We start from the raw sequence: 25571 nt of genomic DNA on the forward strand, positions 1-25571 counted from the left end.
CTGCCGCTGTCTACGGCGTGGGCGCGGCGTCGTCGCCGCTGTCGTTGATCGTCGTGTCCAACGCACTCACCGCGATGCCGTACGGCAGGAACCGCACGTTGCGTCGTGGATCGGTGTTGGTCTTGTTGGCGCGCAGGGCCTCGAGTTCGGTGGCGTAGACCTGCTCGACGCGGGCACCGCCGTCGTCGTCGACGACGAACACCGCCCAGACACCCGAGCCGGCCTCACCGGTGGTCTCCTCACGGGGCTTGGTGCGAGTGCGGCCGCGGGCGGCCTCGTCGAAGAACATCGAGAAGGCTGCCGGTCCGGCTTGACCCTCGAAGAGCTTGCCGAACACGTCGCGCAGTCCGTCACCGGCTTCGCGCGCAAATCGGTCGAAGTCCTCGGGGCCGAAATTGAACGGTCCGCCGGAGCCGCTGTTGTCGGTCATGATGTTCCTTCCTCCGGCCACCCTGACGAGCCGCCGGTCAACGCTGTCCAGTGTCCTCAGGAATCAGTGGCTCCGCCACTCCGATCCTCACCGCCACTTCGGCCCTCAGGAATCAGCGGTATCGCCACCCGCATTCTCCGTCTCGTCGAGCCGCTGGTGCAGGCGTGCCCGGACATCGTCGGCCGAATAGGACTTCCGCTGCCGCTGGTCACGCGCGACCATCACCCCGCCGGTGGCCACCCCGACCGCGCCCGCCAATCCCAGCCATTTCCACAGGTTCCTCATGCGGGCAGGATAGGTCGCGCAGGCGTCGTGCGTGCTCCGGACGCATTAGCCTGCTCTCGTGCCCACCAGCAGAATTCTCCTCGGCCGAGACCGCGCCGACGCCGGTATCTCGTTGACCGACGCACTCGACGCCACCCGCACCGGCGACATCTGGCTCTTCCGCGGCCATTCCGGACCGGACCGGGCCATCCGCACCTTGACCAACGCGCCCGTGAACCATGTCGCGATGGCGGTCTGCATCGACGATCTGCCACCGCTGCTGTGGCACGCAGAGCTCGGCGATCGGCTGACCGACGTGTGGACCGGATCGAATCATCGCGGCGTGCAGCTACACGACGCGCGAGAAGCCGTCGAGCAGTGGATGATCCGCTACAAGCAGGCGTGCTGGTTCCGTCAGCTCACCCCGGACGTGACCGCTGATCAGGAGAACGCTCTCCTCAAGGTGATCGCCGAACTCGACGGGACGCCGTTCCCGACCACCGCGCGCCTGGCCGGCCGGTGGTTTCGCGGCCGGGTGCCCAACTCGACCGACCTCGTCCGGGGCATCCCCTACCTCGACCGCAAGGTCCGTCAACGACGCGACGAACGGCAGCAGCGGAAAAATCAGAACACCGAGGGCGTCGGACTCGAAGCCGCCTACTGCGCCGAGGTGGTGGCCATCACCTATCGGGAGATGGGCATCCTCGACGCGTCCAAGGACTCCAACTGGTTCGACCCCGGGCGATTCTGGAGCGGCGACGATCTCCCCCTCCACGCGCCGCACGAACTCACCCCCGAGATCGGGGTCCGGCTGGACTGACGCCGGCGCGGACCGCGCCGACCGTCACCTCCCCCCGAACGCCCGGAGCGTCGCCTCGACGAGTGCGTCGGCGTAGGTCTCGGTCAGCGGGCCGCTGCGGTGCAACCACCGCTGGAACAACGGGGCGTAGAGCATCTCCAGAAACAGGTCGAGGTCCGTGTCGGGGGGCAGTTGGCCCGCCCGCTCGGCCATGCGAAGCCGAGCCTTCTTGGCGTCGTCCAACGGTCGCGACAGCTTCTCCCGGTACTCCGCCGCGAGGTCGGCGTCATTCGCGATCTCCGTGTTCACCGCGCGGATCAGGCGATCGAAGGACGGATCGGCGAACTCTGCCACCGTCTCCCGCATGACCTGTTTCAGGTCCGCCTCGAGATCCCCGGTGTCCGGCAACTCGACCGACTGCCCGTCGGCCCCCTCGCTCAGCGCGAGCACCGCTGCGAAGACGACCGCGCTCTTCGACGGCCACCGAGCGAGCTCGGCCATAGTTGTTCCGAGACGGACCGTTCCGTTTACTTAGGAGGAAATTCGATGATCACCTCACGGGTCTGGTTCATCACCGGCGCATCCCGCGGACTCGGACGCGCGTTCACCGAAGCGGCACTTGCCGCCGGCGACGAGGTCGTGGCCGTCGCCCGCAACATCGAACCGCTGGCGTCGCTGGCCACGCGACATCCCGATCAACTCCATCCCCTATCGCTCGACGTCACAGACCGGCAGGCCGTGTTCGACGGCGTCGATGCAGCGGTCACCGCGTTCGGCCGACCGGACATCGTCGTCAACAACGCCGGCGGAATGCTCTACGGAATGGTCGAGGAGGCCACCGAGGCCCAGATCAGGGCGCACCTCGACCTGAATTTCTTCGGTGCCGTCTGGGTCGCGCAAGCCGTCCTGCCCCACCTGCGCGCCGGCGGCGGCGGCCGCCTGCTGCAGGTGACGTCGATGGGCAGCGGCGGAGGAATGGCCACCGTCGGTTTCTACGGAGCGGGCAAGGCCGCGCCGGTCATCCTGGAACTCGTGGCGCTCCCCGACCCGCCTCGGCGCCTGATCGTCGGCAGCCAGTCGTTCGACTATGTGCTCGAGATGGACCGCGCACGTGACCGGGGCTATCACGAGTGGGAGCACCTCAGCCGGCAAGCGCCCGGCTGAGGTGACCCGCGCGTCGTGCTAGATCGTCATCGCCTCGCGCACCGCACTTTCGGCGGCCGTACCGCCCTCACCCGACGACGTCACGCGGCCGCTCTCCAGCACGTAGTACCGCTGCGCCGCCTCGAGGGCGAACCCGATGTGCTGTTCGACGAGGAGCACGCCCAGCCCACCGCGCTGGGTGAGCGTGGTGATGGTCTGCTCGATCTCGGCGACGACCGACGGCTGGATGCCCTCGGTCGGCTCGTCGAGGATGAGCATCCGCGGCTCGGTGATGAGCGCGCGCGCGATCGCCAGCTGCTGACGCTGGCCGCCGGACAACAGGCCGGCGCGTCGTCCCAGCAATTCCTTGAGTGCCGGGAACATGTCCAGCATCTCGGCGACCAGCTCCTTGCCGCGTTTGCGGCCGTCGGCCACCACCTGCAGGTTCTCGGCGGTGGTGAGATGGCCGAAACTCTGCTGCCCCTGGGGCACATAGGCGATGCCGTGCCCGACCCGTACGCTCGGACGCGCCCGGGTGATGTCGACGCCGTCGAACGTGATGGTGCCCTTGGTGGTCTTCACCAACCCGACGGCCGCGCGGAGCAGGGTCGTCTTCCCGGCCCCGTTGTGTCCCATCACCGCGACGACGCCGTCGGTCGGTACCTCGATGTCGACCCCGTGGATCACCTCGGTCCGACCGTAGCCCGCATGGACTCCGGAGATCTTCAGCATGGTTCAGCCCTTCTCCGTGATCGGTTGCGTTGCAGCCGCGCTCGCCGAAGTCGCAGTCGTGTCGGAGTCGACCTCGGCGGCGATCTCCGCGAGTTCTTCACCGCCGGCCGCGGTCCCGAGGTACACCTCCTGGACCTTCGCGTTCGCCTGGACCTCGGCGACCGTGCCCTCGGCGAGCACCCGACCCCGCGCGAGCACGGTGACCGATGTCGCGAAGGACCTCATGAAGTCCATGTCGTGTTCGACGACCACGACGGTGCGCTCACCGCCGATGCGGCGCAACAGGTTCCCGGTCTCCTCACGCTCTTCGTGGCTCATCCCGGCGACCGGCTCGTCCAGCAGCAGCACCGAGGCGTTCTGCACCAGCAGCATCCCGATCTCGAGCCATTGCTTCTGACCATGGGCCAGTACGCCCGCGGGTGTGTCGGCCAGGTCCTGCAGGCCGATGGTTTCGAGCGCCTCGGCGATCGAGTCGGGGATCTGCGTCGGTCGACGCCGCAGCATCGTCCACACCGAACGCCCGGCGCCCGCGGCGATGTCGAGGTTCTGCAGCACACTCAGTTCCTCGAAGACGCTCGCGGTCTGGAAGGTCCGGCCCACCCCGAGCCGCGCGATCTGGTGCACCTTCTTGCCGACCAGTTCGACACCGGACTTCTGGATCGAGCCCGTCGACTTCACCAGACCGGTGATGGCGTCGATGATGGTGGTCTTGCCGGCACCGTTCGGGCCGATCAGGAACCGCAGATCACCCTGCAGCAGTGTGAGATCCACGTCGGAGACGGCCTTGAAACCATCGAACTCCACGCTGAGACCGCGCACCTGGAGGTAGTCGCTGTCCATCCCGGCGTTGCCGCCGGCGACCGGCGGGTGCCCGACGACCGTCGATTCTGCTTCGGTCATGACGACGCTCCTACCTTGCTGCTGGTGTGTTCGTCGATGTCGCCGGTCGGGGAAGAAACCGGAGCTCTCTTCCGGCGCCACTTGACCAGTGCCCCCAGGCCGGCCAGCCCGGCCGGGAAGAACCCGACGACCACGATGAACAGGATTCCCTGCGCATAAGTCCAGCCGGACGGAAAGCTCTCCGACAGACTGGTCTGCGCCCAGGCCACCGCGATGGCGCCGAGGACCGGGCCGAGAAGCGTTGTGCGCCCGCCGATGGCGACGCCGATGAGGAAGGCGATGGATGGCACGATCCCGACGTCGGCGGGCGAGATGATGCCGACGATGGGAACGAACATGGCGCCCGCGATGCTCGCGAACAGCGCCGCGATCGCGTAGGCGACGACCTTGGTGTTGGCCGGGTCATAGCCGAGGAACCGGACCCGCTCCTCCTGGTCGCGGACGGCGACCAGGAGTTCGCCGTACCGGCTGTACATCAGCTGACGGGTGATCGCCACGACGGCGAGCAGGATGGCCGCGGTGATGAAGAACAGCAGCTGCCGGTTCACCGGGTCGTTCAGGGCGAGCCCGAAGAAGCTGCGAAAACGGTTGAGGCCGTTGCTGCCACCAGTGGTCTGCTGACCGATGAGCAGGATCGCGAAGGCCGCGGCCAACGCCTGCGACAGGATCGCGAAGTAGGCGCCCTTGACACGCCGTTTGAACACGCCGAGTCCCAGCAGGATCGCCAGCAACGTCGGTACCAGCAGGATGCCCAGGATCGTCACCACCGGTGAGGCGAAGGGCTTCCAGTACCCGGGCAGTTCGCTGATCCCGGCGATCTGCATGAAGTCGGGCACGTCGTCGCCGCGCAGTTCCGCGTCGGAGATCTTGAGGTGCATGGCCATGATGTACGCACCCAGCCCGAAGTACACACCCTGGCCGAGGGTGAGCATGCCACCACGACCCCAGGCCAGGCCGATGCCCACCGCGACGATGCCGAAGCAGAGGAACTTGCCGAGCAGGTTGAGACGGAAGTCCGAGAGGACGGCGGGCGCGACCCCGAACAACAGGATGGCGGCGACGCCGAAGCCCGCCCAGACCTTCCAGGAACTGCTGAAATAGTCCTTCACACAAGACTCCTCGACTGGACCGTGAACAGTCCCTGCGGCCGGATCTGCAGGAAGATCACGATGATGACGAACACGGCGACCTTGGCCACCGACGCCGTCGTGTTGTATTCGATGAACGAGTTCAGGACGCCGAGCGCGATGGCCGCGATGACCGCGCCCTTGATCTGGCCCAGTCCGCCGATGACGACGACCAGGAATGCGTCGATCAGATAGGTCATCCCGGTGTTCGAGCTGGTGGAGCCGATCAACGTCAGTGCCACCCCGGCGATGCCGGCGAGTCCCGAACCGATGAAGAACGTCGTGATGTCGGTTCGGCGGCTGGAGATCCCGCTCGTCTCGGCGAGATCCCGGTGCTGGACGACGGCGCGGATGCGACGACCCATCGGCGTGTACTTCATGGTCACCGCGATCGCGGTGACCGCGACGATGGCCAGCAGCATGATGAACAGGCGCGTCTTCGGGACGACCGCGCCGAGGATGTCGACGCCGCCGGACAACCACGACGGTGCGACGACGTCGACCGCCGGCGCGCCGAAGATGTCGCGGGCGAGCTGTTGGAGGATCAATCCGACACCGAACGTCACCAGGAGTGTGTCCAGGGGGCGGTCGTACATGCGCTTGATCAGGGTGACCTCGAGGAGAACGCCCATCAGGCCGCCGACGAGGAATCCGATGACGAGCGAGACCAGCAGGGACACCCCGGCATTGGAGATCAGGTATTCCTGCACCGTGTACGCGGTGTAGGACCCGGCCATGATGAACGACCCGTGGGCCATGTTGATCACGCCCATCTGACCGAAGGTCAGGGACAGGCCGAGAGCTGCGAGAAGCAGGATCGAACCGAGACTGAGCCCGGTGAAGAGCTGTCCGATAACGGTTTCCACGTGTCTATCCGTTCGTCGTCGGCGAGTGCCGCGTTCGCCGGGAGGGACCGTGCGCGACCCGTCCCGCGTCGCCGGAGGACGCGGGACGGGTCGTCGACGGTGTCAGTTGCTCAGGCCCTCGGCCCACGGGTACGACTTCAGGTAGGGGTCCGGCTCGATCGGCTGACCCGAATCCCACACCGTGTAGATCAGTCCGTCGCCACGGATCTCACCGATGCGCGCGGTCTTGGTGATGTGGTTGTTCTCGCCGTCGATCGTGACGAGCCCCTCCGGAGCGTCGAAAGTGACTCCGCCGGCAGCCTTCTGGACATCGGCGACGGCGAACGACTGGGCCTTCTCGACGGTGTTCTTCCACAGGTAGACCGAGACGTAGGCGGCCTCCATCGGGTCGGAGGTCGGCTTGTTGGCACCGTAGGCGGCCTTGTAGTCACGGACGAACGAGGCGTTCACCGGGTTGTCGACGGTCTGGTAGTAGTCCCACGCGACCAGCTGGCCCTCGATGTTGTCCACACCGATACCGCCGACCTCTTCCTCCGCGATGGACACCGAGACGACCGGCATGGCCTGCGGGGTCAGTCCGACGTTCTTGTACTCGCGGAAGAACGCGACGTTGGAATCGCCGTTGAGAGTGTTGAACACGGCGTCGGCGTCGGCGGTACGGACCTTGTTGACGATCGTCGAGAAGTCCGTCGAACCGAGCGGGGTGTAGTCCTCGCCCTTGATCTCGATGCCGTTGGCCTCCGCGTACGCCTTGATGACACGGTTGGCCGTCTGCGGGAAGACATAGTCGCTACCGACGAGGTAGAGCGACTTCACGCCCTCCTCTTTCAGGTACTCCAGAGCCGGCACGATCTGTTGGTTCGTCGTGGCGCCGGTGTAGAAGATGTTCGGCGACGACTCCAGGCCCTCGTACTGCACCGGGTAGTACAGCAGCGAGTTGTTGTCCTCGAAGACCGGCAGCATGGCCTTTCGGCTCGACGACGTCCAACCGCCGAACACCGCTGCGACGCAATCACTCGAGATCAGCTTCTCGGCCTTCTCCGCGAAGATCGTCGGCTCGGAGGCCCCGTCCTCGCCGATGAGCTGAATCTGTTTGCCCAGCACTCCGCCGTTGTCGTTGATCTGATCGACGGCGAGCTTGATCGAGTCACGCACGGTGACCTCGGAGATCGCCATGGTGCCCGACAGCGAGTTCAGCGAGCCGACCTTGATGGTGCTCCCGGAGGTGTCGACACACGATTCGGCGCTCGATGCCGATTCCTCGCTGGCCGAACTGCCACAGGCGCTCAGGACCAGCGCCACCGCGGACAGCGCCGCGGGGACCAGGATGCCGTACCGCCGACGGCGTGACCGGGTCGGGGCGGACGGCGGGATGTCCGCCGGCGGGGGGCCGGGCGGCAACGGAACAGACGGCATCGGCGAAGCCTTTCTCATTACGTCTCAGGTCCACTCAGATGGGGGCACGACGAACACGCGGCCTGTCACCGCGTGACCCCCGATGAGATACGCGTCGCAAGCCTTGCGATCTGGCGTATGGGAGGTAAACGTAAATTGACTTTGTTACACCGGCGTGACGTGAGATGAAATCGATGTTTCCGCTTCCGGACCCGCCGTCACGATCTGATGCCCGCGAATTCCGTTGCCTTCATTGATGTTTCGGAGTGACCCGGTTTGACATGAGCGCCCACAGCGGCTAATGGGCGAACGAGGCCTCGATTTCGGCACGGGTACGCTCGGGGTCGGATCCGAGTTCATAGCGCGGAAGCGTGTGCGGCACCGTCGTCCCGTGCGCCACGCGGCGACGAGCGGCTGCGAACTTCGGCGCCTCCCCCATCGTCAGGTGGGCGGAGTTGATCAGACCCCACACCGCACTCCGGCGCGCACGCCGTTCGACCGGATTGGGCGGGCGGTACATGATGAGCTGCTGGGCCCAGCGGGGCATCGTGTCACGGATCGCCCAGTCCACGACGCCCTGGGCCGGGTTGCGTACGTTCAACCCGGTGGCCATCGCATTGCCATGTGTGAGTGCGAGTTTCGGCAGATACTCGGCCAGGCAGGTGAGGGTGTCGGCTTTGGTCGTGGGCAGGTCGGTCCCGCCCAGCGCATGACCGACGCGCACGAATTCCCGGTAATAGCCGTCGAGTTCGGTGCCCCGTAGCGGCCGCGGGTGGTAGATCTCGTGCGCGGTGGCGATACCCCATACGACGGTGGCATAGTTCCAGCGAAGCCAGGCCGGATCATCGGCGTCGTAGGCCGCACCGTCGGGCCGCACACCTTTGATGGTGTGGTGCATCGCGCGCACCGTCCGTGCCAGTCGCTCGGCGGACTCGGTCGAGCCGTACGCGGTCCCCATGAAGAAGGCCAGCGAGTGCCCGAGTCTGGTCATCGCGCCGTCGGGGTCGATGGACAGGGTCGGGGTTCCGTCCTCGCGCCGCCGGACCAGCCGTGAGTGCTGCACACCCATCCAGAAGATGCTCGGGTCGAGACGCTCCAGGTACGACGCGCACTGCAGTCCGAAGATGAGCGCGGGCGTGTGCGAATGGACGTACCAGGTCGCGCTGCCCGGGCCGAACCAACCCGGATCGCCGGCCGGCTTCTCGAAGTCCATCCCGCGGAAGAACTTCGCTCGGACGTGGGCGTCGAACTTGCCGTTCAGCCACGACCCGACGAACTCGTGCGGGAGGGGAACCGGAATCCAGTCGGTCGACGGCAGTCGGAGAGGAGCCATGGACACAGTCATCTGGAGACCTTCCGCTCGGGTCGACCATTGGTCACGGTCGTACCCAGAGTAACTCTTTGGGTACAGTCGTGACCAGATCTGTGCGGGGCACGTTCGCGGCCGACTATGGTGAGCAGATGTCCTCACCGACCCGCTGGGCGGGCGTACCGCTCGCGGACCGGCGCGCGGAGCGTAGAGCGGCCCTGATCGCGGCCGCCTTCGACATCTTCGGAGGCGTCGGCGCGGAAGCCGAGCTGTCGGTTCGCTCGGTGTGCCGGTGTTGCGGCTACAACACCCGGTACTTCTACGAGAGCTTCTCCGACACCGACGATCTGCTCGGCGCGGTCTACGACACCGCGACCGCGGAACTCGGTGCGGTGGTCGAGGCCGCGATGCGCGAGGCGGGCCCCTCGGTCCGGTCACGCACCCGCGCGGGTATCCGTGCGGTCCTCGGCCACGCGTCGTCGGATCCGCGGCGCGGCCGCGTGTTGTTCACCGCCGGGGTGACCAATCCCGTTCTCGCCGAACGGCGGGCCACCACCCAGGGCATGCTCCGCGACCTCGCGTTCGCCGAGGCCGACGCCCGCGACACCGACCGGCTCACGAGCCGGGTGCGGGCCGCGATCTTCACCGGCGCGATGTCCGAACTGGTGCAACAGTTCTTGGCCGGCAGCCTGGGTGACGACCTCGACCGCGTCGTCGACGAGGCGATGGCGACCCTCCTGCCTACCCGAGACGTTCCATGAGACCGCGATCGAGGGCCCGGATCATGACCAGGCAGCCGAGGCCGGACAGGATCAGGCCGGACGCGAAGATCGCCGGGAACCCGAACAGGTCGCCGACGATCCCGGCGGCGAACCCGGCCGCGCCCTGCACGCCGACCACCGCGCACGCGAACAAGGTGTAGTCGCTGCCCTCGTAGCCCTTCTGGCACGCATCCATCATCAGGGTGAACACCGCGACGGTCGCCGCGCCACCCAGGATGTGCTCGGCGAGGCTGGCCGTGACCACCAGCGAGAAGCCGCCGACGCCGATCGACGCGACCAGATACAGTCCGAGACTGAGTGTCTGGGTGACACCGCCGACGAGCAGTGCGTGCCGCCGACCGTAGGTGTACGCGAGCCACCCGCCGAGCGCGGCTCCGCCGAGCGCCCCGGCCGACGACAACGCACCTTCGACGAGCGCGATCTGGCCCAGTGTGAGTCCGATGTCGGACATGAACGGGCCGACGAGCGCCGACGCCATCGAGTTCCCGAACTTGAACGCGCCGACGACGAGGATGAACGCGATCACGCCCGGACGTCGGAGCCGCGACGACCAGCCCGTCAGCAACAACCCGGGCGACACCCGCTTCGACGGTGTCAGTGGCGCATCGCCGGTCGGTCGGCTCGGCTCACGGGCGAGAAACCACACGCCGACGGTGACCGCGAACAGGAGCACCGCCATCACGACGAACAAGGTGCGCCAGCCGGCGAACGAGAACAGCCAGAGGAGCCCGCCGCCGCCGGCGATCATGCCGATTCGGTACGCGCCCACCTGGATTCCGTTGCCCAGACCGCGCTGACGCGGCTCCAGCATCGACACCGCCAGCCCGTCGGTCGCGATGTCCTGCGTCGCCGACAGCAGGTTGATGACCGCGATGCCGATCAGGAGCCAGACCAGGGACCCGGACAGATCGAGCGTCGCCAAGACGAGTGCGACGACCGCCGACGACAACTGCAGGGACACCAGCCATCTGCGCCGGGTGCCGTAGGCGTCGACATAGGGCGCCCACAGGAATTTCAGGCCCCAGGGCGCGAACAACAGTCCGTACACGCTGATCTGGGTCAGTGAGTAGCCCTCCTCGCGGAGGATGACCGGCACCGCCTGGCTGAAGAATCCGTAGGGCAGGCCCTGCGCGAAGTAGAGAACGGTGAGCAGCGACAGCGTGCCGACCGCGAGCCGGCCCGAGCGCACAGTCGACATGGGTGACATCATGCCGCACCGATGCGAGTGCGGCGGTGGGCGGCCGGTCAGCGTGCCCGGTGACGCGTCAGGGCGAGCCGGTGGCGCGCGATGCGATGCCGTCGAGAATGAGCTGCAGCCCGAATTCACGGTCGTCGGACTCCCCGCCCGCGCTCTGCATCGCCGCGAACAGGTACGGGTACTGCGCGGGATCGGCGAGACCGGTCAGCACCTGCTCGAAGTCCGACTCCACATCGGTACCCGTCGCACGACGCATCTCGATCTCCAGCCGGGTTGCCGACAGCACATACTGGGCGAGCAGGCCGAGGATCTCGAGTTTGTCGTCACCGGGCAGGTCGAAGTCCTTCAGGATCTCGAAACCCGCCTCCATCCAACGCATTCGACGCGGCCCCGGGACCGCGACCGTCAGCGGCAGTTCGAGGAACCAGGGGCGTTCGACCATGCCGTCGATCTGCGCCCGCGTCCACGCCGCCAGATCCTCGCGCCACTCCCCTCGGCGCGGCGGCAACGCGAGCTGACCCGCCACCGCGTCCACCATGAGGCTCAGCAGCTGAGCCTTGCCGGACACGTGGCGATACAGGGCCATGGCCGAACAGCCGAGCGCCTCACCCACGCGCGCCATGGAAACCGCGTCGAGGCCGTCGGTGTCGGCGATCGCGATCGCGGCGTCGACGATGCGGTCGAGATCGAGGGCCGGTTTGGGACCACGGCTGCCCGCCCTGCCACCAGTCCACAGCCGTTGCAGCGTCCCGTCCCCACCCTCTGCCATTCGCGGTCCTCTCGGTCGGCGACCCTTGCCGTCGCGCACAACTGCGTCTACTGTACGCAGTTACCGACATAAACAGTTTCGGACCTAAACAGATCGGAGTCCGACATGACCGTCCCGGACCGTTCGTCACCCATGCCGGTCGAGGCCGTCGGCCTCACGAAATCGTTGGGCCGCGGGGACTCCCGGGTGCCCGTCCTGCGCGGGCTCGACCTCGACGTCGGTGCCGGGGAGGTCGTCGCCCTGCTCGGCCCCAACGGCGCGGGTAAGACGACCACGGTGCGCATCCTGTCCACCCTCACCCGCCCCGACGGGGGGACCGCGCGTGTCGGCGGCTTCGACGTCGTCGCCGATCGCCGCCGGGTCCGCGAGATCATCAGTCTCACCGGGCAATACGCGGCCGTCGACGACAAACTCACCGGTCGCGAGAACCTGAGGATGATGGGTCGGCTCGCGCACCATCCCCGCCGCACCGTCGATCACCGCGTCGACGAACTCCTGCTCGCCTTCGATCTCACCGACGCCGCCGACCGACTGGTCGCGACGTACTCCGGCGGTATGCGCCGGCGTCTCGATCTCGCCGCGGGACTCCTCGACCGGCCGGTGGTCCTCTTCCTCGACGAGCCGACCACCGGCCTCGACCCGCGCAGCCGTCAGATGCTCTGGCAGGTGATCGACGACGTGGTCGCGCAGGGGACGGCAGTCCTTTTGACCACGCAGTATCTGGAGGAGGCGGACCGCCTCGCCGACCGCGTGGTCCTCATCAGTGGCGGCCGGATCGGGACCGCCGGTACACCGGCCGACCTGAAACGCCGCGTCGGCGAGGCCGCGCTCGAGTTCGTCGTGCCGACTGCGGCCGACGCCGCCGCACTGGCCTCCGACCTGGCGGCTTTCGGGCCGTCGGTCCAGTCGACCATCGTCCGCGTGCCCACCGACCGGTCGGTGGCCCACACACGCGCGGTCCTCGATCTCGCCGATCGGACCGTCGCCACCGTCGATTCCTGGGAATTGCGCTCTCCCACACTGGACGACGTGTTTCTCGCGGCAACCGGACAACCCGCCGAACCGGCCACCGGGAACGAGGTCGCGGCATGAGTCTCACCACTGTCCTCGCCGAGGGCTCGTCGTCGAAGCGACTTCGGCACCTGCAGATCGACGCGACCACGATGTTCGGGCGATCGCTGCGCATGATGAGCCGCGATCCGGACGAGTTGATCCTCGCGCTCGTCCTGCCGATCGCCATCATGCTCATGTTCGTCTACGTCTTCGGCGGCGCGATGTCGGTGGGTACCGACTACATCACCTACGCGACTCCGGGAGTCATCCTGCTGTGCGCGGGCTACGGCGCGTCCAATACCGCACTGGCGGTGGCGAACGACATGAACGGCGGCGTCATCGACCGCTTTCGGTCGATGCCCATCGTTGGCGCGACCATGGTGTTCGGCCATGTCGCGGCCAGCCTGGTGAAGAACTCCGTGTCCACCGCGGTCGTCCTGATCGTCGCGGTCGCCATCGGTTTCCGGCCGTCGGCGTCGCTGTTCGAATGGTTCGGTGCCGCCGGGATGGTCCTCGCCTACATCCTGGCCATCACCTGCATCGCCGCGTTCATCGGCGTGGCGGTGCGAACGCCCGCCGCGGCAGGCGGTTTCGGCTTCGTCATGCTCTTCCTGCCGTATGTCTCGAGTGCGTTCGTGCCACCCGAGACGATGCCGGCCTGGCTGCGCGGCTTCGCCGAGGCACAACCGGTCACACCGGTCATCGAGTCCATTCGAGCCCTGCTGGTCGGCATGGGCACCGGCGGGTCACCGGTGCACGATCTGCCGTCGACAGCGGTGACGGGCCTGGCCTGGTGCGCGGCGATCGCGCTGGTGTCACTCGCGGCGGCCGGCTGGGTGTTCGCGCGCAAGGGGCGGTGAGGCGAGGACGCCGACTAGCCTGTCGCGCCACGGGTGAACGGTGTTGCCGCCTTCTGCGGCGAGGCGCCGGGCCGGGGGCGGTACCCGCTCACGATGGACATCCGGTTGAACGCGTTGATGGTCACCGCCGCCCAGATCAGCACCGCGGTCTGGTCGGTGTCGAGGATGTCCGTCGCCCGGTCGTAGGCGAGGTCGGCCGCGTCGTGCGCCGGCAGTTCGGTGACGAGCTCGGCGATCTCCAGGGCCGCCTGCTCGACGTCGTCGTAGAGGTCCGGCGCATCCCGCCACCCGGCCATGACGTCGACCTGCTGTGTCGTCAGACCCGCGGAGCGGCCCAGTTGCGCATGGAGATCCATGCAGAAGGCGCAACCGTTGAGCTGCGAACACCGCAGGTTCACCAGTTCCACGAGGGACCGACTCAGCCCGATCGATTCGGCGGCCGCGGCGACCTCGGCCGATACCGCGATCAGCTTTCGGTAGACCTGCGGCGTGGTCTTGTCGATTCGCACCCGTTGCGCAGGCATGGCCCCACAGTAGACATCAGCCCGTCACAGTGGGAAACAGGCATCAGCCCGCCATCGCGGGAAACGCCAGCGCCACGAGCATGAGGGCGAACAGGAACCACGCCGCGCCCTGCCACATCGGCCAGGTGCCGCCCCGGCGATAGGTGCGGTAGGCGTTGACCAGCGCACCGATCCCGCCGAGAAGGAACACACCGGGGACGAGCGACGCGAGGACGATATTGGCGCGGTCGACGGCGAGGAAGACCGCGCAGGCCACCGCGCCGAGCGCGACCACGGCCACGACATACAGGGCCGCGGACCGGTAGCTTCCGGTGTCCTGCCAGCGCTTCTCGACGTCGGCGCGTCCACGGTCGGCGGCATTGTGCGGATCAGTCATGGTCCAGCGATACCCTGCCGGGCCGTCCGGCAATCACCTCGCCGCGCACCCCGTCACACGAATCCCCCACCCCTGATGGGTAGGACTACTCATCCATGCCGGGGCGCGACCGGTCATCGTCGACACATGAACTCTCCCAGCAGCACATTCGGCGGCGATCCGAGTACTGCCACCCTGGCGCGGATCTCGACCGAGTTCGACGCTATAGCACGCCAGATGTCCACCGTGTCAGCCGAATTCGCCGAGCTTCGACGCATCGTCGCCCAGCCCGACGAGCCTGCTCGCGACGTCGCCCCCGCACCGCAATCCGCCGCACCGAAACCTTCCGGGCAGCCACCCGCCGCCGGCCTCACACCACCGACGGTGGCGGCAGCTCCTGCGCAGGCCGCGGGACCTCGGCCCACACCCCCGTCCCGGCCCTGGTTGCCGACGGCGCCGCCAGTCGGCCACCAACGACCTCCGATCGCTCCGCCGGTCCCGCAAGGCCCTCCGCCGATGCCCCGCCCGGCGAGTGCGCGACCGTATCCGCCGGTCGCCTCGCCTCCGCGGCCGGCCGGGCCGTCGATGTCCGAACGGATCGGCGCGGCCGCCGAACGCGGGTTGATCGGCAAGATCCTCGCCACCGCCGGCGTCGGCGTGACCCTCATCGGTGTCGCACTGCTCCTCGTCCTGGCCGCGCAGGCGGGAATGCTCCGGCCGGAATTCCGCGTCGCGGGTGGCGCGGTCCTCGCCGCGGCGCTCGTCGCCGGCGGGATGTGGTTGCGCGGGCGGGCCGACGGCCGGATCGGTGCCATCGCGCTGACGGCCACCGGCATCGCGGCGGGTTACCTCGACGTCCTGGCCGCGACCAAGATCTACGACTGGTTGCCCATCGTCGTGGGCCTCGGCGTCGCGGGACTCGTCGCCGCGGCTGGGCTCGCGCTGGCCCATCGGTGGCGCAGCGAACACCTGGGGCTGCTCGTCGTCGTGCCGTTGATCGCTCTGGCACCGGTGCTCACCGGCGGACTGGACACCACCCTCATCGCGTTCATGGTGGTCCTCGCCGCCGGTTCGGCGTGGGTCCAGCTCGGTCGCGACTGGATCTGGTTGCATGCCGTACGGCTCGCCGCGCCCACGATTCCGTTGACCCTGGTCGGTGTCCTCGCGCTGGCCGGGTGGACGTCGGCCGGTGCCGCCGACACCGTCTTCGCGGCCGCGGTCGTCGTGGTCGTCGTGCTGGGGGTCGCCGGCGCCCTGATCGCGATGCCCACCACGCAGTTCCGGGAGACGCTGGCCGGTCTGGCGAGTGCGACGACCATCCCCGCGTTGTTCGCCGGAGCGGTGATGAACATGCCGGGCGCGGTGATCCTGCAGACCTGCATCGCCGGCGCGCTGATCGGAACCGTGTTGATCGGATCGGGGCTTCCCGACTCGCGTACCGGCTCCACCCCGCGCGTGCCCGACGTCGTTGCGCAGATCTGGTCCGCGACCGCCCTTCTGCTGCTGTTCGTCGCCGTTCTGGTGGCCTTCGACGGCACGGTCGCGATCACCGTCCTGCTCGGCCTGGCAACGGTGACCGCGCTTGCCGCCCGGACATGGTCGACGACCTCGCGGGTACTTCTCGCCGGTGGCTCGGTCCTGTGGGCCATCGGTTTCGCGGCGCTACTCGACGCGGCGCCGCCGTATGTGCTCGCCGATGCGGACCTGATGCGACGGGACGCGTCTCTGGGGATCGTCGTGGCGAGTGTGTTCGCGGCCGCCGGCGCCCTGGTCCTGGCCGTCGGGTGGGCCCGCCTCACCGACGAGAAAGTTTCGCGCGCAGCCCATATCGCCGCCGGAGTGGTCGTCGTCTACGCACTCACCGCGATCAGTGTGACCGCGGGCGTCCTGGTCGCCGGGTCGGACGGCTTCCTCGCCGGTCACGTGCTGGCGACAACCTGCTGGATGGTCCTCGCGGGGACGGCGCTGGCCTATGCCCGGCGTCGCACCGGTGCCGCACGTACCGCCGCGGTCACCGGGGGTCTCGTCCTCGTCGCCGCGGCGATGGCGAAACTGTTCCTCTTCGACCTGGCCACCCTCGACGGAATCTTCCGCGTGATCGTGTTCATCGTGACCGGACTCATCCTGCTCGGCCTGGGCGCCTGGTACGCCAGCGCTCTCCAGGACGACCCGGCCGAGCCGGATTCGGCGACAGCCGTATGACCCTGCCGAACAGTATGACGTCGTGCCCGGAATGCGGGCACGACGTCATACGGGTCGGCCTCGGGACTAAGCGGTCGTCGTACGGACCGGCGCGGCCACGTCGACCTCGGTCGTCGCGTCGTGGGCGGGGGGTCGACGATCCGGAGCGGTCCGTACATGGGTGAAGTACAGCGTCAGACCGACGAAGGTGAGTCCGCCGACGAGATTGCCGATCACCGTGGGGATCTCGTTCCAGACGAGGTAGTCGGCGATCGAGAAGTCACCGCCGAGCATGAGACCCGAGGGGAAGAGGAACATGTTGACGATCGAGTGCTCGAAGCCCATGTAGAAGAACAGCATGATCGGCATCCACATCCCGATCACCTTGCCGGGCAGGGATGTCGACATCATCGCGGCGACGACACCGGTGGACACCATCCAGTTGCACAGCACGCCGCGGATGAACAGCGTCAGCATGCCGGCGGCCCCGTGCTCGGCGTAACCGACGGTACGGCTGTGGCCGATCTCGCCGAGCCGCTGTCCCACCTCGTCGGGTGCGACGCTGAATCCATAGGTCAGGATGACCGCCATCATCACCGCGACCAGGATGGCGCCGAGGAAGTTCCCGAGGAACACCAGACCCCAGTTGCGCAGCATCGACCGGACCGTGACTCCTCGTCGCTTGTCGAGTAGTGCGAGTGGCACCAGCGTGAACACACCGGTGAGCAGGTCGAATCCCATCAGGTAGAGCAGGATGAAGCCGACCGGGAACAACAGCGCACCGACCAGCGGCTGGCCGGTCTGCACGGTGACGGTCACTGCGAAGGCCGCGGCCAGAGCCAGGATCGCGCCGGCCATGAACGCCCTGATCAGGGTGTCGCGGGTGGACATGAACGCCTTGGACTCGCCGGCGTCGACCATCTTCACCGCGAATTCGGACGGTTTCACATAGGACATGTGGTTCTCCTCGAACTCCTCAGTTGATGCGCCCATGGAACCGAGGCCACATGTCCGTTCGGTGTCATCGACGAGTCTCCCTGTTACACCGCCCTCACTCGGTCCAGGTCGCGGTGTGAAGTTCTGGTGTCGTCGCGGTCGGCGGTGGGCGTGTCGATCGTGTGAACACTGCCGAAAGTCGCTGACTCGACTTGGCATCGTGCCCGCCGATGGGCAATGTGGGTGTGGTCCAACACTATCGATGGAGATGACGATGACCACCCCGATCATGCCGAAAACCGATGCCGCAGAGCTGATCAACGCCGCGCGAATTCGCCAGGGACTGACGTGGGCGACAATTGCCGAGAAGATCGACGCCCCGCTGGTCTGGACCGTCGCTGCGCTGCTGGGCAAACATCCGGTCCCGGCCACGAAGGCCACCGCCGTGGTGGAACTGCTCGGCCTCGGCGAGGGCGTCGCCGAGAGTCTGCGACAACAGCCGACGCGGACACCCGACGAGGCGGCGACGAGCGATCCCACCATCTACCGCTTCTACGAGGCGCTCGACGTCTACGGGCCCGCGCTGAAGGCACTCATCCACGAGGAGTTCGGCGACGGCATCATGAGCGCCATCAACTTCAACATCGACATCCGACGCCGGCCCGACCCGAACGGCGACCGCGTGGTCGTGACCTTCGACGGGAAGTTCCTCGACTACAACTGGTGAGCCACCTGGTGAACCTCGCGGGTCACCGAACGCAGGGCCAGCATCGTCGACGCGTAGACGGCCGGGTCGGTGGGGTCGAAACCGAGCACAGTCCGGATCCGTTCGAGCCGCTGATAGAGGCTCTGCCTGCCGATGTGGAGCGCCGCAGCCGACCGCGTCGCGCTGCAGCCGTGCGCCAGGTGCACCGCCAGGGTCCGGACGAGGTCCGACGAGGAGCGTCCATCGGCCGCGACGAGTGGTTCCACCAGGGACCGCAGCTCCGTCCGAAGAGCGGGATCCAGCGCACCGATCGCCTCGTCGACGAGGAGTTCGCGCGAGGTGAACACCCGTCGTCCCGTCCCGAGGCCCGCGGCGGTGGACGCCGCGAGCCCGAGTTGCCGCCCGCATCGGCGCAGTGAGGCGGAGAGGACGGACGCCACATCCGCGCCGGGCCCGACATCGTCGATGACACAGGGGTTTCCGACGACGACCGTGGTGCGTCCGATTCGGTTGCCCTGCCGTGTCAACGAGGACGCCACCCGGTCGACCGGGTCGGTGGCGCCCTCTCCTACCCCGGCCGGCACCGCGGCCAGTGCGTAGACCGTGGCGTCGACGATGCTGCGTGCCACCGAATCCAACTCGGCGCCGGCGACCGCGGCATCGGCCATCCGCGGGTCGGGGGCCTCCGCCGCAAGGGGCACCACCACGGTGGGCGCCCCCACGTACACCCCCGCGGCGGCCAGGCGTGCCCGCAGATCCGCGGGTCGCATCGGTCTGCCGTCGACCAGGTCTTCGACGAGCCGCGCGGCCAGGGCCGAACCCCGTACCCCGGTCCGGGTCAGGCCGACCGCCACCGGACCGGCGGCCGCACGCAACAGACTCTGCGCGAACGGGATCGGGCCGGCGTCGGTGCGCTCGCCCACGATCAGCCGGGCGATCGGACGTCCCTTGCTGTGGACCGTGGCCTCCGACACGGCCCGGTCGACGACCCGCCACGCCGCCGAGTCGTCGTCGACGCCGTGCGCGGACAGCAGCGCCCCGGATGTGGACACGAGAACGACAGGCGCATGCAGGGTTTCGGCCACATGACCGAGCATCGGCGCGACCCCCGCTCCGGCCGCCAGGTCGTCGTGGAGTGATTCCACGAGAGTCGAACGGACTCGTAACTCGTCGACCTCGCGGGCGGCGATCGCGGTGTTGACCGCTCGGCACACGTCGATGAAGGGGACCACCGCCCGGAGTTCGATGATCGGCAGCCGGACCGCCGATCCCGCCCGCACCATCTCCTCGGGTACCGCCTCGAACGTCCGACCCACTTCGATCGCGACCGCCGCGACCCCGCGCTGCGACAGGTCCTGCACATAGTGCTTGCGGGTGCCGGCATCGAGTCCGCGCAGACCGAGCCCCGTCGTGAGCAGCAACTCGCCGCCGGTGAGCAGCGGCCCGATCTCGTAGATCTCGCTCGAATGCACCCACCGCACCGGTGCGTCGAGACGTTCGTGGCCGCTCAGGACCCGCGGCTCGGCGACCGCGAGGTGGTCGTCGAGGATCTCCCGAAGCGTCGGGGTGGCGGTATCCGTCGGGGGTCGTTCGAGCGTCATGGACGAAGACAATATGCACCGGTGGCCTCGGCCGCAGTACGACGATCTGTCAGTTGTCACCGTCGGGGCCACCCGGCACTCTCGAAGCATGACGATCTCGCTGCCCGGCCATGCCGGTCTCGACGTGTCCGGGATGCTCGACGTTGCCTACCGGGAGGCACGGACGAGCCTCGACGAGGGCGGCATCCCGATCGGTGCGGCCCTCTTCGCGGCCGACGGCGCGCTGCTCGGCGCGGGCCACAATCGTCGCGTGCAGGCCGACGATCCGTCGGCGCACGGCGAGACCGATGCATTCCGCGCCGCGGGGCGGCAACGGGATTACGGGCCGACGATCATGGTGACGACCCTGTCGCCGTGCTGGTACTGCTCCGGCCTCATCCGCCAATTCGGCATCGGCACGGTCGTCATCGGCGAACACACCTCGTTCTACGGCGGAGAGGACTGGTTGCGTGAGCACGGTGTCGAGGTCATCGTGCTCGACGACGACCGGTGCGCTGAGATGATGTCGTCGTACATCGCGGCCAATCCTGCGGTGTGGAACGAGGACATCGGGGTCGCCCCGGCCGACGAGAACGTGGAGATGTCATGACCGACAGCCCGGTACTCACCGTCGACCTTCGGGAGTGGCACTCCGGAGGTGCTGCCGCGCAACGGGTCTGTGCCGCTGTCGATGAATCCCTGCAGCAGGCCGGGTTCCTGCTCGTCACCGGGCACGGACTCGATCCCGAGTTGCCGCGCTCCCTTCGCGCGGCGGCCCGTCGGTTCTTCGCTCTCCCGGCCGACGTCAAGGGCCGGTACTCCGCCGGTGTCGGCGGCCGCGGTTGGATCGGTCCCGGCAAGGAGGCCAACGGTTTCGCCGAGGGCACCGAGACCCCGCCGGACCTGAAGGAATCGTTCACCTCCGGTGCGCAGACGCCGGTGGGCATACCCGAGATCGACGGGTACTGGTTCGCCCCCGACGTGTGGCCGGCGGAAACGCCCGAACTGCGAGAACTGATCACTGCGTGGACGTCTCAGATGCGGCGGCTGTCCGACGACCTGCTGGCGCTGATGGCCGCCGCACTCGGCCTCGTCGGCCCGGACAATCCGTTCCGCGACCTCGCGTCGAAGCCGACGTGGTCGTCCAACATCAACCACTACCCGCCGCTGCACGACGTCGGAACCCCCGAACCCGGCCAGTTCCGCATCGGACCGCACACCGACTTCGGCACCGTCACCATCCTCGACCGCGAACCCGGCGCCGGTGGATTACAGGTCTACAGCGAGCGATCGGGGTGGGCCGACGCACCGTGGAACCCCGACGCCCTGACCGTCAACATCGGGGACATCCTCGAGTACTGGTCGGCCGGGCGCTGGCCCGCGGGCCGGCACCGCGTCCTGCCACCGCAACCCGACGCACCCGCCGAAGACCTCGTCTCGCTGATCTTCTTCTACGAACTCGATCACGACGCCCTCGTCTCCCCCGTCGCCCCACCCGTGGGCCGCCGCGCCGGACTCGAACCGGTGGTGTCCGGGGACTTCATCCGACAGCGCCTCGACGCGATCACCGTCGGCTGAGACCTGGCCCTCCACTCCCGAGGCGGAAAAGCGCGAACCCCCTCCGCTCCCTGAGGAGCGCCCGGAGCTTGCGGAGGTCGCGTCACGAAGGGTCCGGCGACCGAGGGTTGCGTAACCCTTCGTGACGCTCGCAGGCTCGCTCCTCAGGGAGCAGAGTGCTTTCGTGGTTCACGACGGGCGCCAGGCCGCAGATACTGAGGTGCTAGGTGCGCGACCCCCGCTCCCTGAGGTGCGAGGAGCGATAGCGACGAGCCTCGAAGGGTCTGGTGGGGATGTTCCTGTAGCCATTAGCCTTCGAGGCTCGCTTCACTCGCACCCTGGGGAACGGCCGGCCGGCCCGGAAAAGCTCGTCCCCGTGAGCAGGGTCGAAGGGCAATGTGCCCTTCGATCCTGCTGAGGGGGAAGCGAATTCACGCGTAGCGCCAGACCGCTGGAGCGGCCCGGCGTCGTCAACGCGGTTCCGGTCCGGTGACCAGCGGGAGCGACGGGTTGTTGGCCCACGCGGTCATCGAACCGTCGTAGACCGCGACGTCGTCGCGTCCGACGAGTGCGAGCGCGTGCGCGATCCCGGTGGCCGCGATGCCGCCGCCGCAGTACGTCACGACCTTGGTGTCGTCGGCCAGTAGCCCGGCCGCCTCGAACTCCCGACGCAGCTCGTCGACCGGGCGGAGGTCGCCGGTCTCGGCGTCACGGATCGAGAACACCGGGAGATTCACCGATCCCGGGATGTGGCCCTGACGGGCGTACGTCGTGGTCTCACCGCGATAAGTCGGCTCGTCGAGGACGTTCACCAGCAGCGTCGACGGATCATCAAGCGCGGCAGCGACCTCCGTGGTCGAGCGCAACAGTTCGGGACGACGCGTCCCGTGAAAAGTACGCGGGGTGACGGTCGACTCGGCATCGGTCACCGGGGCGCCGGCCGCCTTCCAGGCCGGCAGGCCGCCGTCGAGCACGGTCACGGCGTCGAAACCCTCGAGTCGCAGGTGCCACCAGAAGCGCGTTGCCCAGAACCCCTCGAGCTGGTCGTACACCACGACGGTCGCCCCGTCTCCGATCCCCAACGCCGATGCGGCCGTGGCGAACTGCTCGGATGACGGGACCGTCCACGGTTCGGGGCTGTCGGCGTCGGCGAAGTCGGTCAGCAGATCGGCGAACACCGCACCCGGGATGTGTTCCGCGCGAAAGGACTCCGCTCCCGATTCGGGGACATATGGCCCCTCTTTCGGAATCGGGAGATGGGTGGTCGCGTCGACGATGACCACGGTGGGGTCGTCGAGCCGCTCCCGCAACCAGGCGACGTCGACCAGCGCGGGCAGGACAGAAGTACTCATCGGAACCTCTCGAGAAACGGGCAAAACACCCCCGACGTCACCGAGACTAGGTGCCCGTCGGCTTCTCGGCACCGTGCCGAATCTCACCGAGCACGACGGTTGACGCACGTACGCGACCCGGTGCGTCGTGTCGCGGCAGCGTGCGGATCCGTCGCCGTCAGGCGCGCTCGCGCATCACGCCTACGTGGCGGACGGTGCCGGAGATGCCCGGGATCTGTTTCACCGGCGACCAGGTGCGCATCCCATCGGTGCTGTCGGAGTAGAGGTATCGGCCGTTCCGGTAGGCGTCGAGGTACATCCGCCAGGCGCCGTTCCGTAGCTGGACGACGGACGGACCCTCGACGAGACGACCCCAGTTGCCCGGCGGCACGAACCGGTAGGGCCCGAACAGCGAGCCCGAGACCGCGTGCTCGATGAACTTTCGCGTCTCGTTCTTGGTGAATGCATGATAGGTCGGCCCGACCTTGATGACCGTGGTGTCGATGTGGTCGGCGCCGATGCTCAACAGCGGCACGGGCGGACTCCACATCCGCAGCCCGGGATCGAGCGCCGTCATCACATACGGGACGAAACCACCACCGGTCGACATCGACAGGATCACGTTGACCCGGCCACCCTCCACGAACCATTCGGGCGCCCAAGCCTTGGTCGTGAACGGCGACAACGACGGACCGTCACTCGAACCCGCCGACCCGGACGAGCCGGACGAACCTGATTCCGCTCGAGCCGAATCCCTTGCCGTCACCGGTCCCCGGCAGGAACGCACAGCACAGCGGCACCGGCCAGTTGTACAGGAAGTTCCAGTTGACGCGGTCGCGGCTGCGCGCGAACCCGATGCTGGCCCCGTCGGCGGTCGTGTACGTCACGTAATACCAGCCGTCGGTGTGCCGGAAGATGCTCGCATCCCGGACATAGCCCGTCGGCGGCCGGTACGCGGACCTGCGCACCAGGGTGTACTCGAGGCCGTCGGAGGACTCGTACACGTCCATGTCGCGCGCACTCGCATTGCTGAACGCGACCATCGTGTACCGCCAACCCGAGGGCGCGGCGGCACTGCTCGCCGGCGTCGGGACGAGCAGCCCGGCCACCGCGAGCAGGACCACGATCGCCGCGGCGAGGACGGTTCGTCTGGAAGGAGTCACCGATGCAGTATCGACGACGAACGGCGCACGATGTGCAACTTTCACCCGGAAGGTCGTACCCCTAGCTGCCGTTGGCGTAGAGCGCCAGGAGCGGACCGATGAAGGCGAACAACATGGTGAGACCGAGTTCAGACGAGGACACTGGAGACCTTTCGACATGTGCCAACTGGATGGCCGTTGAGCCCGACTGCGCGCATCGGCCAGGCAACACCATGTCATGCGACATGTCGTTTGTCAGGCGAATGATCAACAAAAACCGTTCCTGCACAGGGGATTTGATGTGCCCGAGCGGCCACTCGTCTCAGTCAGGCGTCCCAGTCGTCCGTCTGCCCGACGCCCGCAACCGGCTGTCGAGTTCGGCCATCAGGCGGGCCGCCCGTGATGCCCCGGCATCCGGTTCCGGGTACCGACACAGCACATCGATGAGCTCGGGTGGTGTCCGTTGGCACACGGCCTCGACCATCTCGTTCCCCACCGCCGGGTCTCCGCCGCTGTCGAGTTCGGCGATGTATACCCGGTTCACCGCGGCCCGCAGGATGTGACCGACCTGGTGCGCTTTCGCGATCGGATGCAGATATGCCGCCGCCGCTGCGTCGCCCGCGGCTTGGGCGGCCAGTCGAGCGGTCTCCGACTGCGCGTCCTTCGCGGCCCGATGCGCCGCAAAGGCCGCCGTCCGCTGTCGCGTCGATCTGCGTGCGCCGGCGGCGAATTCCCGGGCCGCCTCGATGGCCGCGCGGGGACGCGGGTCGTCGGGCCGCGTTCGCTCGAAGACCGGCAGCACTTCTTCGGCCCACTCGGTCGCACAACGCACGACGACCCGCAAGTCGTCATCGGTCAACTCGAAGTCCGCCATCGGCCGAAACGCTAGCAGTGTCCTCACACGGTCGCCGACAACCCGCCGCCATCCGGATCGCGGAGCATCGAATGGACAACGAGGCCCGTGTCGACCGGAGTCGTTGCGGTGACGACGAACCCGCGACGTTCGTAGATCATCACATTGCGATCGTCGGAAGTCTCGAGCGCGACGCACGCACCCGGAGGAGGACACCTGTCGTCGACCGCGGCGAGTCCGGCGCGGACCAGCGCGCTTCCCAGCCCCTTGCCCTGGCGGTCCGGGTGGACTCCGAGTGTCGCCAGGTTCCATGCGCCTACCGGGTGCGCAGGGGTCTCGGCCCGGGCGACCGCGGCCAGCCGATCGCCGTGCAGGGCGACCGCTTCGGCCTGAAACTGTCCATCCGGCTCCGGCACATCCGGGGGCAGCAGGGCGATCACGCCGCACCGGTCCGTGGTGACCAGCACGACACCGTGGTCGAAGGCGTATCCCAGATACATCCGTTGTAGTCGGTGCAACCGTTCCCGATAGCCGTCCTCGGGAATGGACCATCGAGTCCAGGGATAGGCGTCGAAAGCGGCGGCGAGAGTGCCGGCGGCATCGTCGAGATCCGCGATGATCGCGTGGTCGATGGAAATGTCACTGTCCTCGAGGGTTGAGTCGGATGCGGGTGGTCGGCGGGTCACATTACCGCGGAACCACATTCGGTCGACACTGATATCTCGTGGCGCGGGAAATCCGCAGTGGACAGGTCAGAGACACCTGAGAGTCCGCGTCGA

27 protein-coding genes and 1 pseudogene are annotated in these 25571 nt (G+C 67.8%); 9 read left to right on the forward strand and 19 right to left on the reverse strand.

Annotated elements, in window-relative coordinates:
* Window positions 1–10: 10 nt before the first annotated feature.
* Together B1818_RS19110 and B1818_RS19115 are read right to left on the reverse strand one after the other, a co-directional pair.
* Window positions 11–430, reverse strand: coding sequence for a hypothetical protein (locus tag B1818_RS19110; RefSeq protein WP_078113669.1), 420 nt, complete (start codon window positions 428–430; stop codon window positions 11–13).
* Window positions 431–535: 105 nt separating this feature from the next.
* Window positions 536–715 carry a hypothetical protein gene (locus tag B1818_RS19115; RefSeq protein ID WP_058252498.1) on the reverse strand — a complete coding sequence of 60 codons (180 nt, stop codon included), beginning with the start codon at window positions 713–715 and terminating at the stop codon, window positions 536–538.
* A 58-nt stretch (window positions 716–773) separates the two neighbouring features.
* Between B1818_RS19115 and B1818_RS19120 the strand changes: the two genes are divergently transcribed.
* The gene (locus tag B1818_RS19120; protein ID WP_058252497.1) at window positions 774–1514 is read left to right on the forward strand and encodes a hypothetical protein; all 741 of its coding nucleotides are present in this window, start codon (window positions 774–776) and stop codon (window positions 1512–1514) included.
* A 24-nt stretch (window positions 1515–1538) separates the two neighbouring features.
* Here the strand turns inward: B1818_RS19120 and B1818_RS19125 are convergent, their stop codons facing one another.
* Window positions 1539–1994 (reverse strand): TetR-like C-terminal domain-containing protein, encoded by a 456-nt coding sequence (locus B1818_RS19125; protein ID WP_078113670.1) that lies wholly within the window; start codon window positions 1992–1994, stop codon window positions 1539–1541.
* A gap of 45 nt (window positions 1995–2039) precedes the next feature.
* On the opposite strand from B1818_RS19125, the gene B1818_RS19130 reads away from it, so the two are divergent.
* Entirely contained in the window at window positions 2040–2657 is a 618-nt protein-coding gene (locus B1818_RS19130) for an SDR family NAD(P)-dependent oxidoreductase (protein ID WP_078113671.1), read from the forward strand.
* An 18-nt stretch (window positions 2658–2675) separates the two neighbouring features.
* On the opposite strand, the gene urtE is transcribed toward B1818_RS19130, so the two are convergent.
* The 6 genes from urtE to B1818_RS19160 all read right to left on the reverse strand — a co-directional run bounded on the left by urtE (window position 2676) and on the right by B1818_RS19160 (window position 9001).
* Window positions 2676–3368, reverse strand: a complete 693-nt coding sequence (gene urtE, locus B1818_RS19135) for an urea ABC transporter ATP-binding subunit UrtE (protein WP_068970915.1) — start codon at window positions 3366–3368, stop codon at window positions 2676–2678.
* Between the two features lie 3 nt (window positions 3369–3371).
* Window positions 3372–4268: an urea ABC transporter ATP-binding protein UrtD gene (urtD, locus tag B1818_RS19140; protein WP_078113672.1), complete on the reverse strand. Its 897-nt coding sequence runs from the start codon at window positions 4266–4268 to the stop codon at window positions 3372–3374.
* Window positions 4265–5377, reverse strand: a complete 1113-nt coding sequence (gene urtC / locus B1818_RS19145; RefSeq protein ID WP_078113673.1) for an urea ABC transporter permease subunit UrtC — start codon at window positions 5375–5377, stop codon at window positions 4265–4267. The genes urtD and urtC overlap by 4 nt, the downstream gene beginning before the upstream one ends.
* Window positions 5374–6261: an urea ABC transporter permease subunit UrtB gene (urtB, locus tag B1818_RS19150; RefSeq protein WP_058252491.1), complete on the reverse strand. Its 888-nt coding sequence runs from the start codon at window positions 6259–6261 to the stop codon at window positions 5374–5376. Before urtB ends, urtC begins: the two co-directional genes overlap by 4 nt.
* Window positions 6262–6363: 102 nt before the next feature.
* Window positions 6364–7677: an urea ABC transporter substrate-binding protein gene (urtA, locus tag B1818_RS19155; RefSeq protein WP_091344393.1), complete on the reverse strand. Its 1314-nt coding sequence runs from the start codon at window positions 7675–7677 to the stop codon at window positions 6364–6366.
* Between the two features lie 277 nt (window positions 7678–7954).
* Complete coding sequence (locus B1818_RS19160) at window positions 7955–9001, reverse strand: oxygenase MpaB family protein (protein WP_078113674.1); 1047 nt, start codon at window positions 8999–9001, stop codon at window positions 7955–7957.
* A 116-nt stretch (window positions 9002–9117) separates the two neighbouring features.
* Between B1818_RS19160 and B1818_RS19165 the strand changes: the two genes are divergently transcribed.
* Window positions 9118–9726: a TetR/AcrR family transcriptional regulator gene (locus tag B1818_RS19165; protein ID WP_078113719.1), complete on the forward strand. Its 609-nt coding sequence runs from the start codon at window positions 9118–9120 to the stop codon at window positions 9724–9726.
* On the opposite strand, the gene B1818_RS19170 is transcribed toward B1818_RS19165, so the two are convergent.
* On the reverse strand, window positions 9707–10945 hold the full coding sequence (locus B1818_RS19170) for an MFS transporter (protein WP_078113675.1): 1239 nt from the start codon (window positions 10943–10945) through the stop codon (window positions 9707–9709). The two genes, B1818_RS19165 and B1818_RS19170, sit on opposite strands and share 20 nt — an antisense overlap.
* A 67-nt stretch (window positions 10946–11012) precedes the next feature.
* On the reverse strand, window positions 11013–11714 hold the full coding sequence (locus B1818_RS19175) for a TetR/AcrR family transcriptional regulator (protein WP_058252488.1): 702 nt from the start codon (window positions 11712–11714) through the stop codon (window positions 11013–11015).
* A gap of 105 nt (window positions 11715–11819) precedes the next feature.
* On the opposite strand from B1818_RS19175, the gene B1818_RS19180 reads away from it, so the two are divergent.
* The gene (locus tag B1818_RS19180; RefSeq protein ID WP_078113676.1) at window positions 11820–12806 is read left to right on the forward strand and encodes an ATP-binding cassette domain-containing protein; all 987 of its coding nucleotides are present in this window, start codon (window positions 11820–11822) and stop codon (window positions 12804–12806) included.
* The gene (locus B1818_RS19185) at window positions 12803–13627 is read left to right on the forward strand and encodes an ABC transporter permease (protein WP_078113677.1); all 825 of its coding nucleotides are present in this window, start codon (window positions 12803–12805) and stop codon (window positions 13625–13627) included. Before B1818_RS19180 ends, B1818_RS19185 begins: the two co-directional genes overlap by 4 nt.
* A 14-nt stretch (window positions 13628–13641) precedes the next feature.
* Here B1818_RS19185 and B1818_RS19190 read toward each other — a convergent pair whose 3' ends face one another.
* Both B1818_RS19190 and B1818_RS19195 read right to left on the reverse strand, forming a co-directional pair.
* Complete coding sequence (locus tag B1818_RS19190) at window positions 13642–14151, reverse strand: carboxymuconolactone decarboxylase family protein (RefSeq protein WP_078113678.1); 510 nt, start codon at window positions 14149–14151, stop codon at window positions 13642–13644.
* Window positions 14152–14194: 43 nt separating this feature from the next.
* The gene (locus B1818_RS19195; protein WP_064571124.1) at window positions 14195–14527 is read right to left on the reverse strand and encodes a hypothetical protein; all 333 of its coding nucleotides are present in this window, start codon (window positions 14525–14527) and stop codon (window positions 14195–14197) included.
* A gap of 126 nt (window positions 14528–14653) precedes the next feature.
* On the opposite strand from B1818_RS19195, the gene B1818_RS19200 reads away from it, so the two are divergent.
* Window positions 14654–16708 carry a DUF2339 domain-containing protein gene (locus B1818_RS19200; RefSeq protein WP_176455959.1) on the forward strand — a complete coding sequence of 685 codons (2055 nt, stop codon included), beginning with the start codon at window positions 14654–14656 and terminating at the stop codon, window positions 16706–16708.
* 66 nt (window positions 16709–16774) lie between these two features.
* On the opposite strand, the gene B1818_RS19205 is transcribed toward B1818_RS19200, so the two are convergent.
* Entirely contained in the window at window positions 16775–17644 is an 870-nt protein-coding gene (locus B1818_RS19205) for a formate/nitrite transporter family protein (protein WP_058252561.1), read from the reverse strand.
* Between the two features lie 253 nt (window positions 17645–17897).
* On the opposite strand from B1818_RS19205, the gene cynS reads away from it, so the two are divergent.
* Window positions 17898–18350, forward strand: a complete 453-nt coding sequence (cynS, locus tag B1818_RS19210) for a cyanase (RefSeq protein WP_058252560.1) — start codon at window positions 17898–17900, stop codon at window positions 18348–18350.
* On the opposite strand, the gene B1818_RS19215 is transcribed toward cynS, so the two are convergent.
* Window positions 18338–19930: a PucR family transcriptional regulator gene (locus tag B1818_RS19215; protein ID WP_078113679.1), complete on the reverse strand. Its 1593-nt coding sequence runs from the start codon at window positions 19928–19930 to the stop codon at window positions 18338–18340. The two genes, cynS and B1818_RS19215, sit on opposite strands and share 13 nt — an antisense overlap.
* Before the next feature lie 88 nt (window positions 19931–20018).
* Here B1818_RS19215 and B1818_RS19220 point away from each other — a divergent pair, with 88 nt between their 5' ends.
* Together B1818_RS19220 and B1818_RS19225 are read left to right on the forward strand one after the other, a co-directional pair.
* Window positions 20019–20519 (forward strand): nucleoside deaminase, encoded by a 501-nt coding sequence (locus B1818_RS19220; RefSeq protein ID WP_078113680.1) that lies wholly within the window; start codon window positions 20019–20021, stop codon window positions 20517–20519.
* On the forward strand, window positions 20516–21487 hold the full coding sequence (locus tag B1818_RS19225) for an isopenicillin N synthase family oxygenase (protein ID WP_078113681.1): 972 nt from the start codon (window positions 20516–20518) through the stop codon (window positions 21485–21487). Before B1818_RS19220 ends, B1818_RS19225 begins: the two co-directional genes overlap by 4 nt.
* A 449-nt stretch (window positions 21488–21936) precedes the next feature.
* Here the strand turns inward: B1818_RS19225 and B1818_RS19230 are convergent, their stop codons facing one another.
* From B1818_RS19230 to B1818_RS19245, 4 genes and pseudogenes are all read right to left on the reverse strand, one after another.
* Window positions 21937–22818, reverse strand: coding sequence for a sulfurtransferase (locus tag B1818_RS19230; protein WP_078113682.1), 882 nt, complete (start codon window positions 22816–22818; stop codon window positions 21937–21939).
* 157 nt (window positions 22819–22975) lie between these two features.
* A pseudogene (locus B1818_RS19235) lies at window positions 22976–23960 on the reverse strand (arabinofuranosidase).
* Between the two features lie 301 nt (window positions 23961–24261).
* The gene (locus B1818_RS19240) at window positions 24262–24813 is read right to left on the reverse strand and encodes a putative immunity protein (protein WP_078113683.1); all 552 of its coding nucleotides are present in this window, start codon (window positions 24811–24813) and stop codon (window positions 24262–24264) included.
* Between the two features lie 23 nt (window positions 24814–24836).
* Window positions 24837–25496: a GNAT family N-acetyltransferase gene (locus B1818_RS19245; RefSeq protein ID WP_254859763.1), complete on the reverse strand. Its 660-nt coding sequence runs from the start codon at window positions 25494–25496 to the stop codon at window positions 24837–24839.
* Between the last annotated feature and the right edge of the window lie 75 nt (window positions 25497–25571).

Source organism: Gordonia sp. IITR100 (assembly GCF_002009645.1).
Taxonomy (GTDB): Bacteria; Actinomycetota; Actinomycetes; order Mycobacteriales; family Mycobacteriaceae; genus Gordonia; species Gordonia hongkongensis.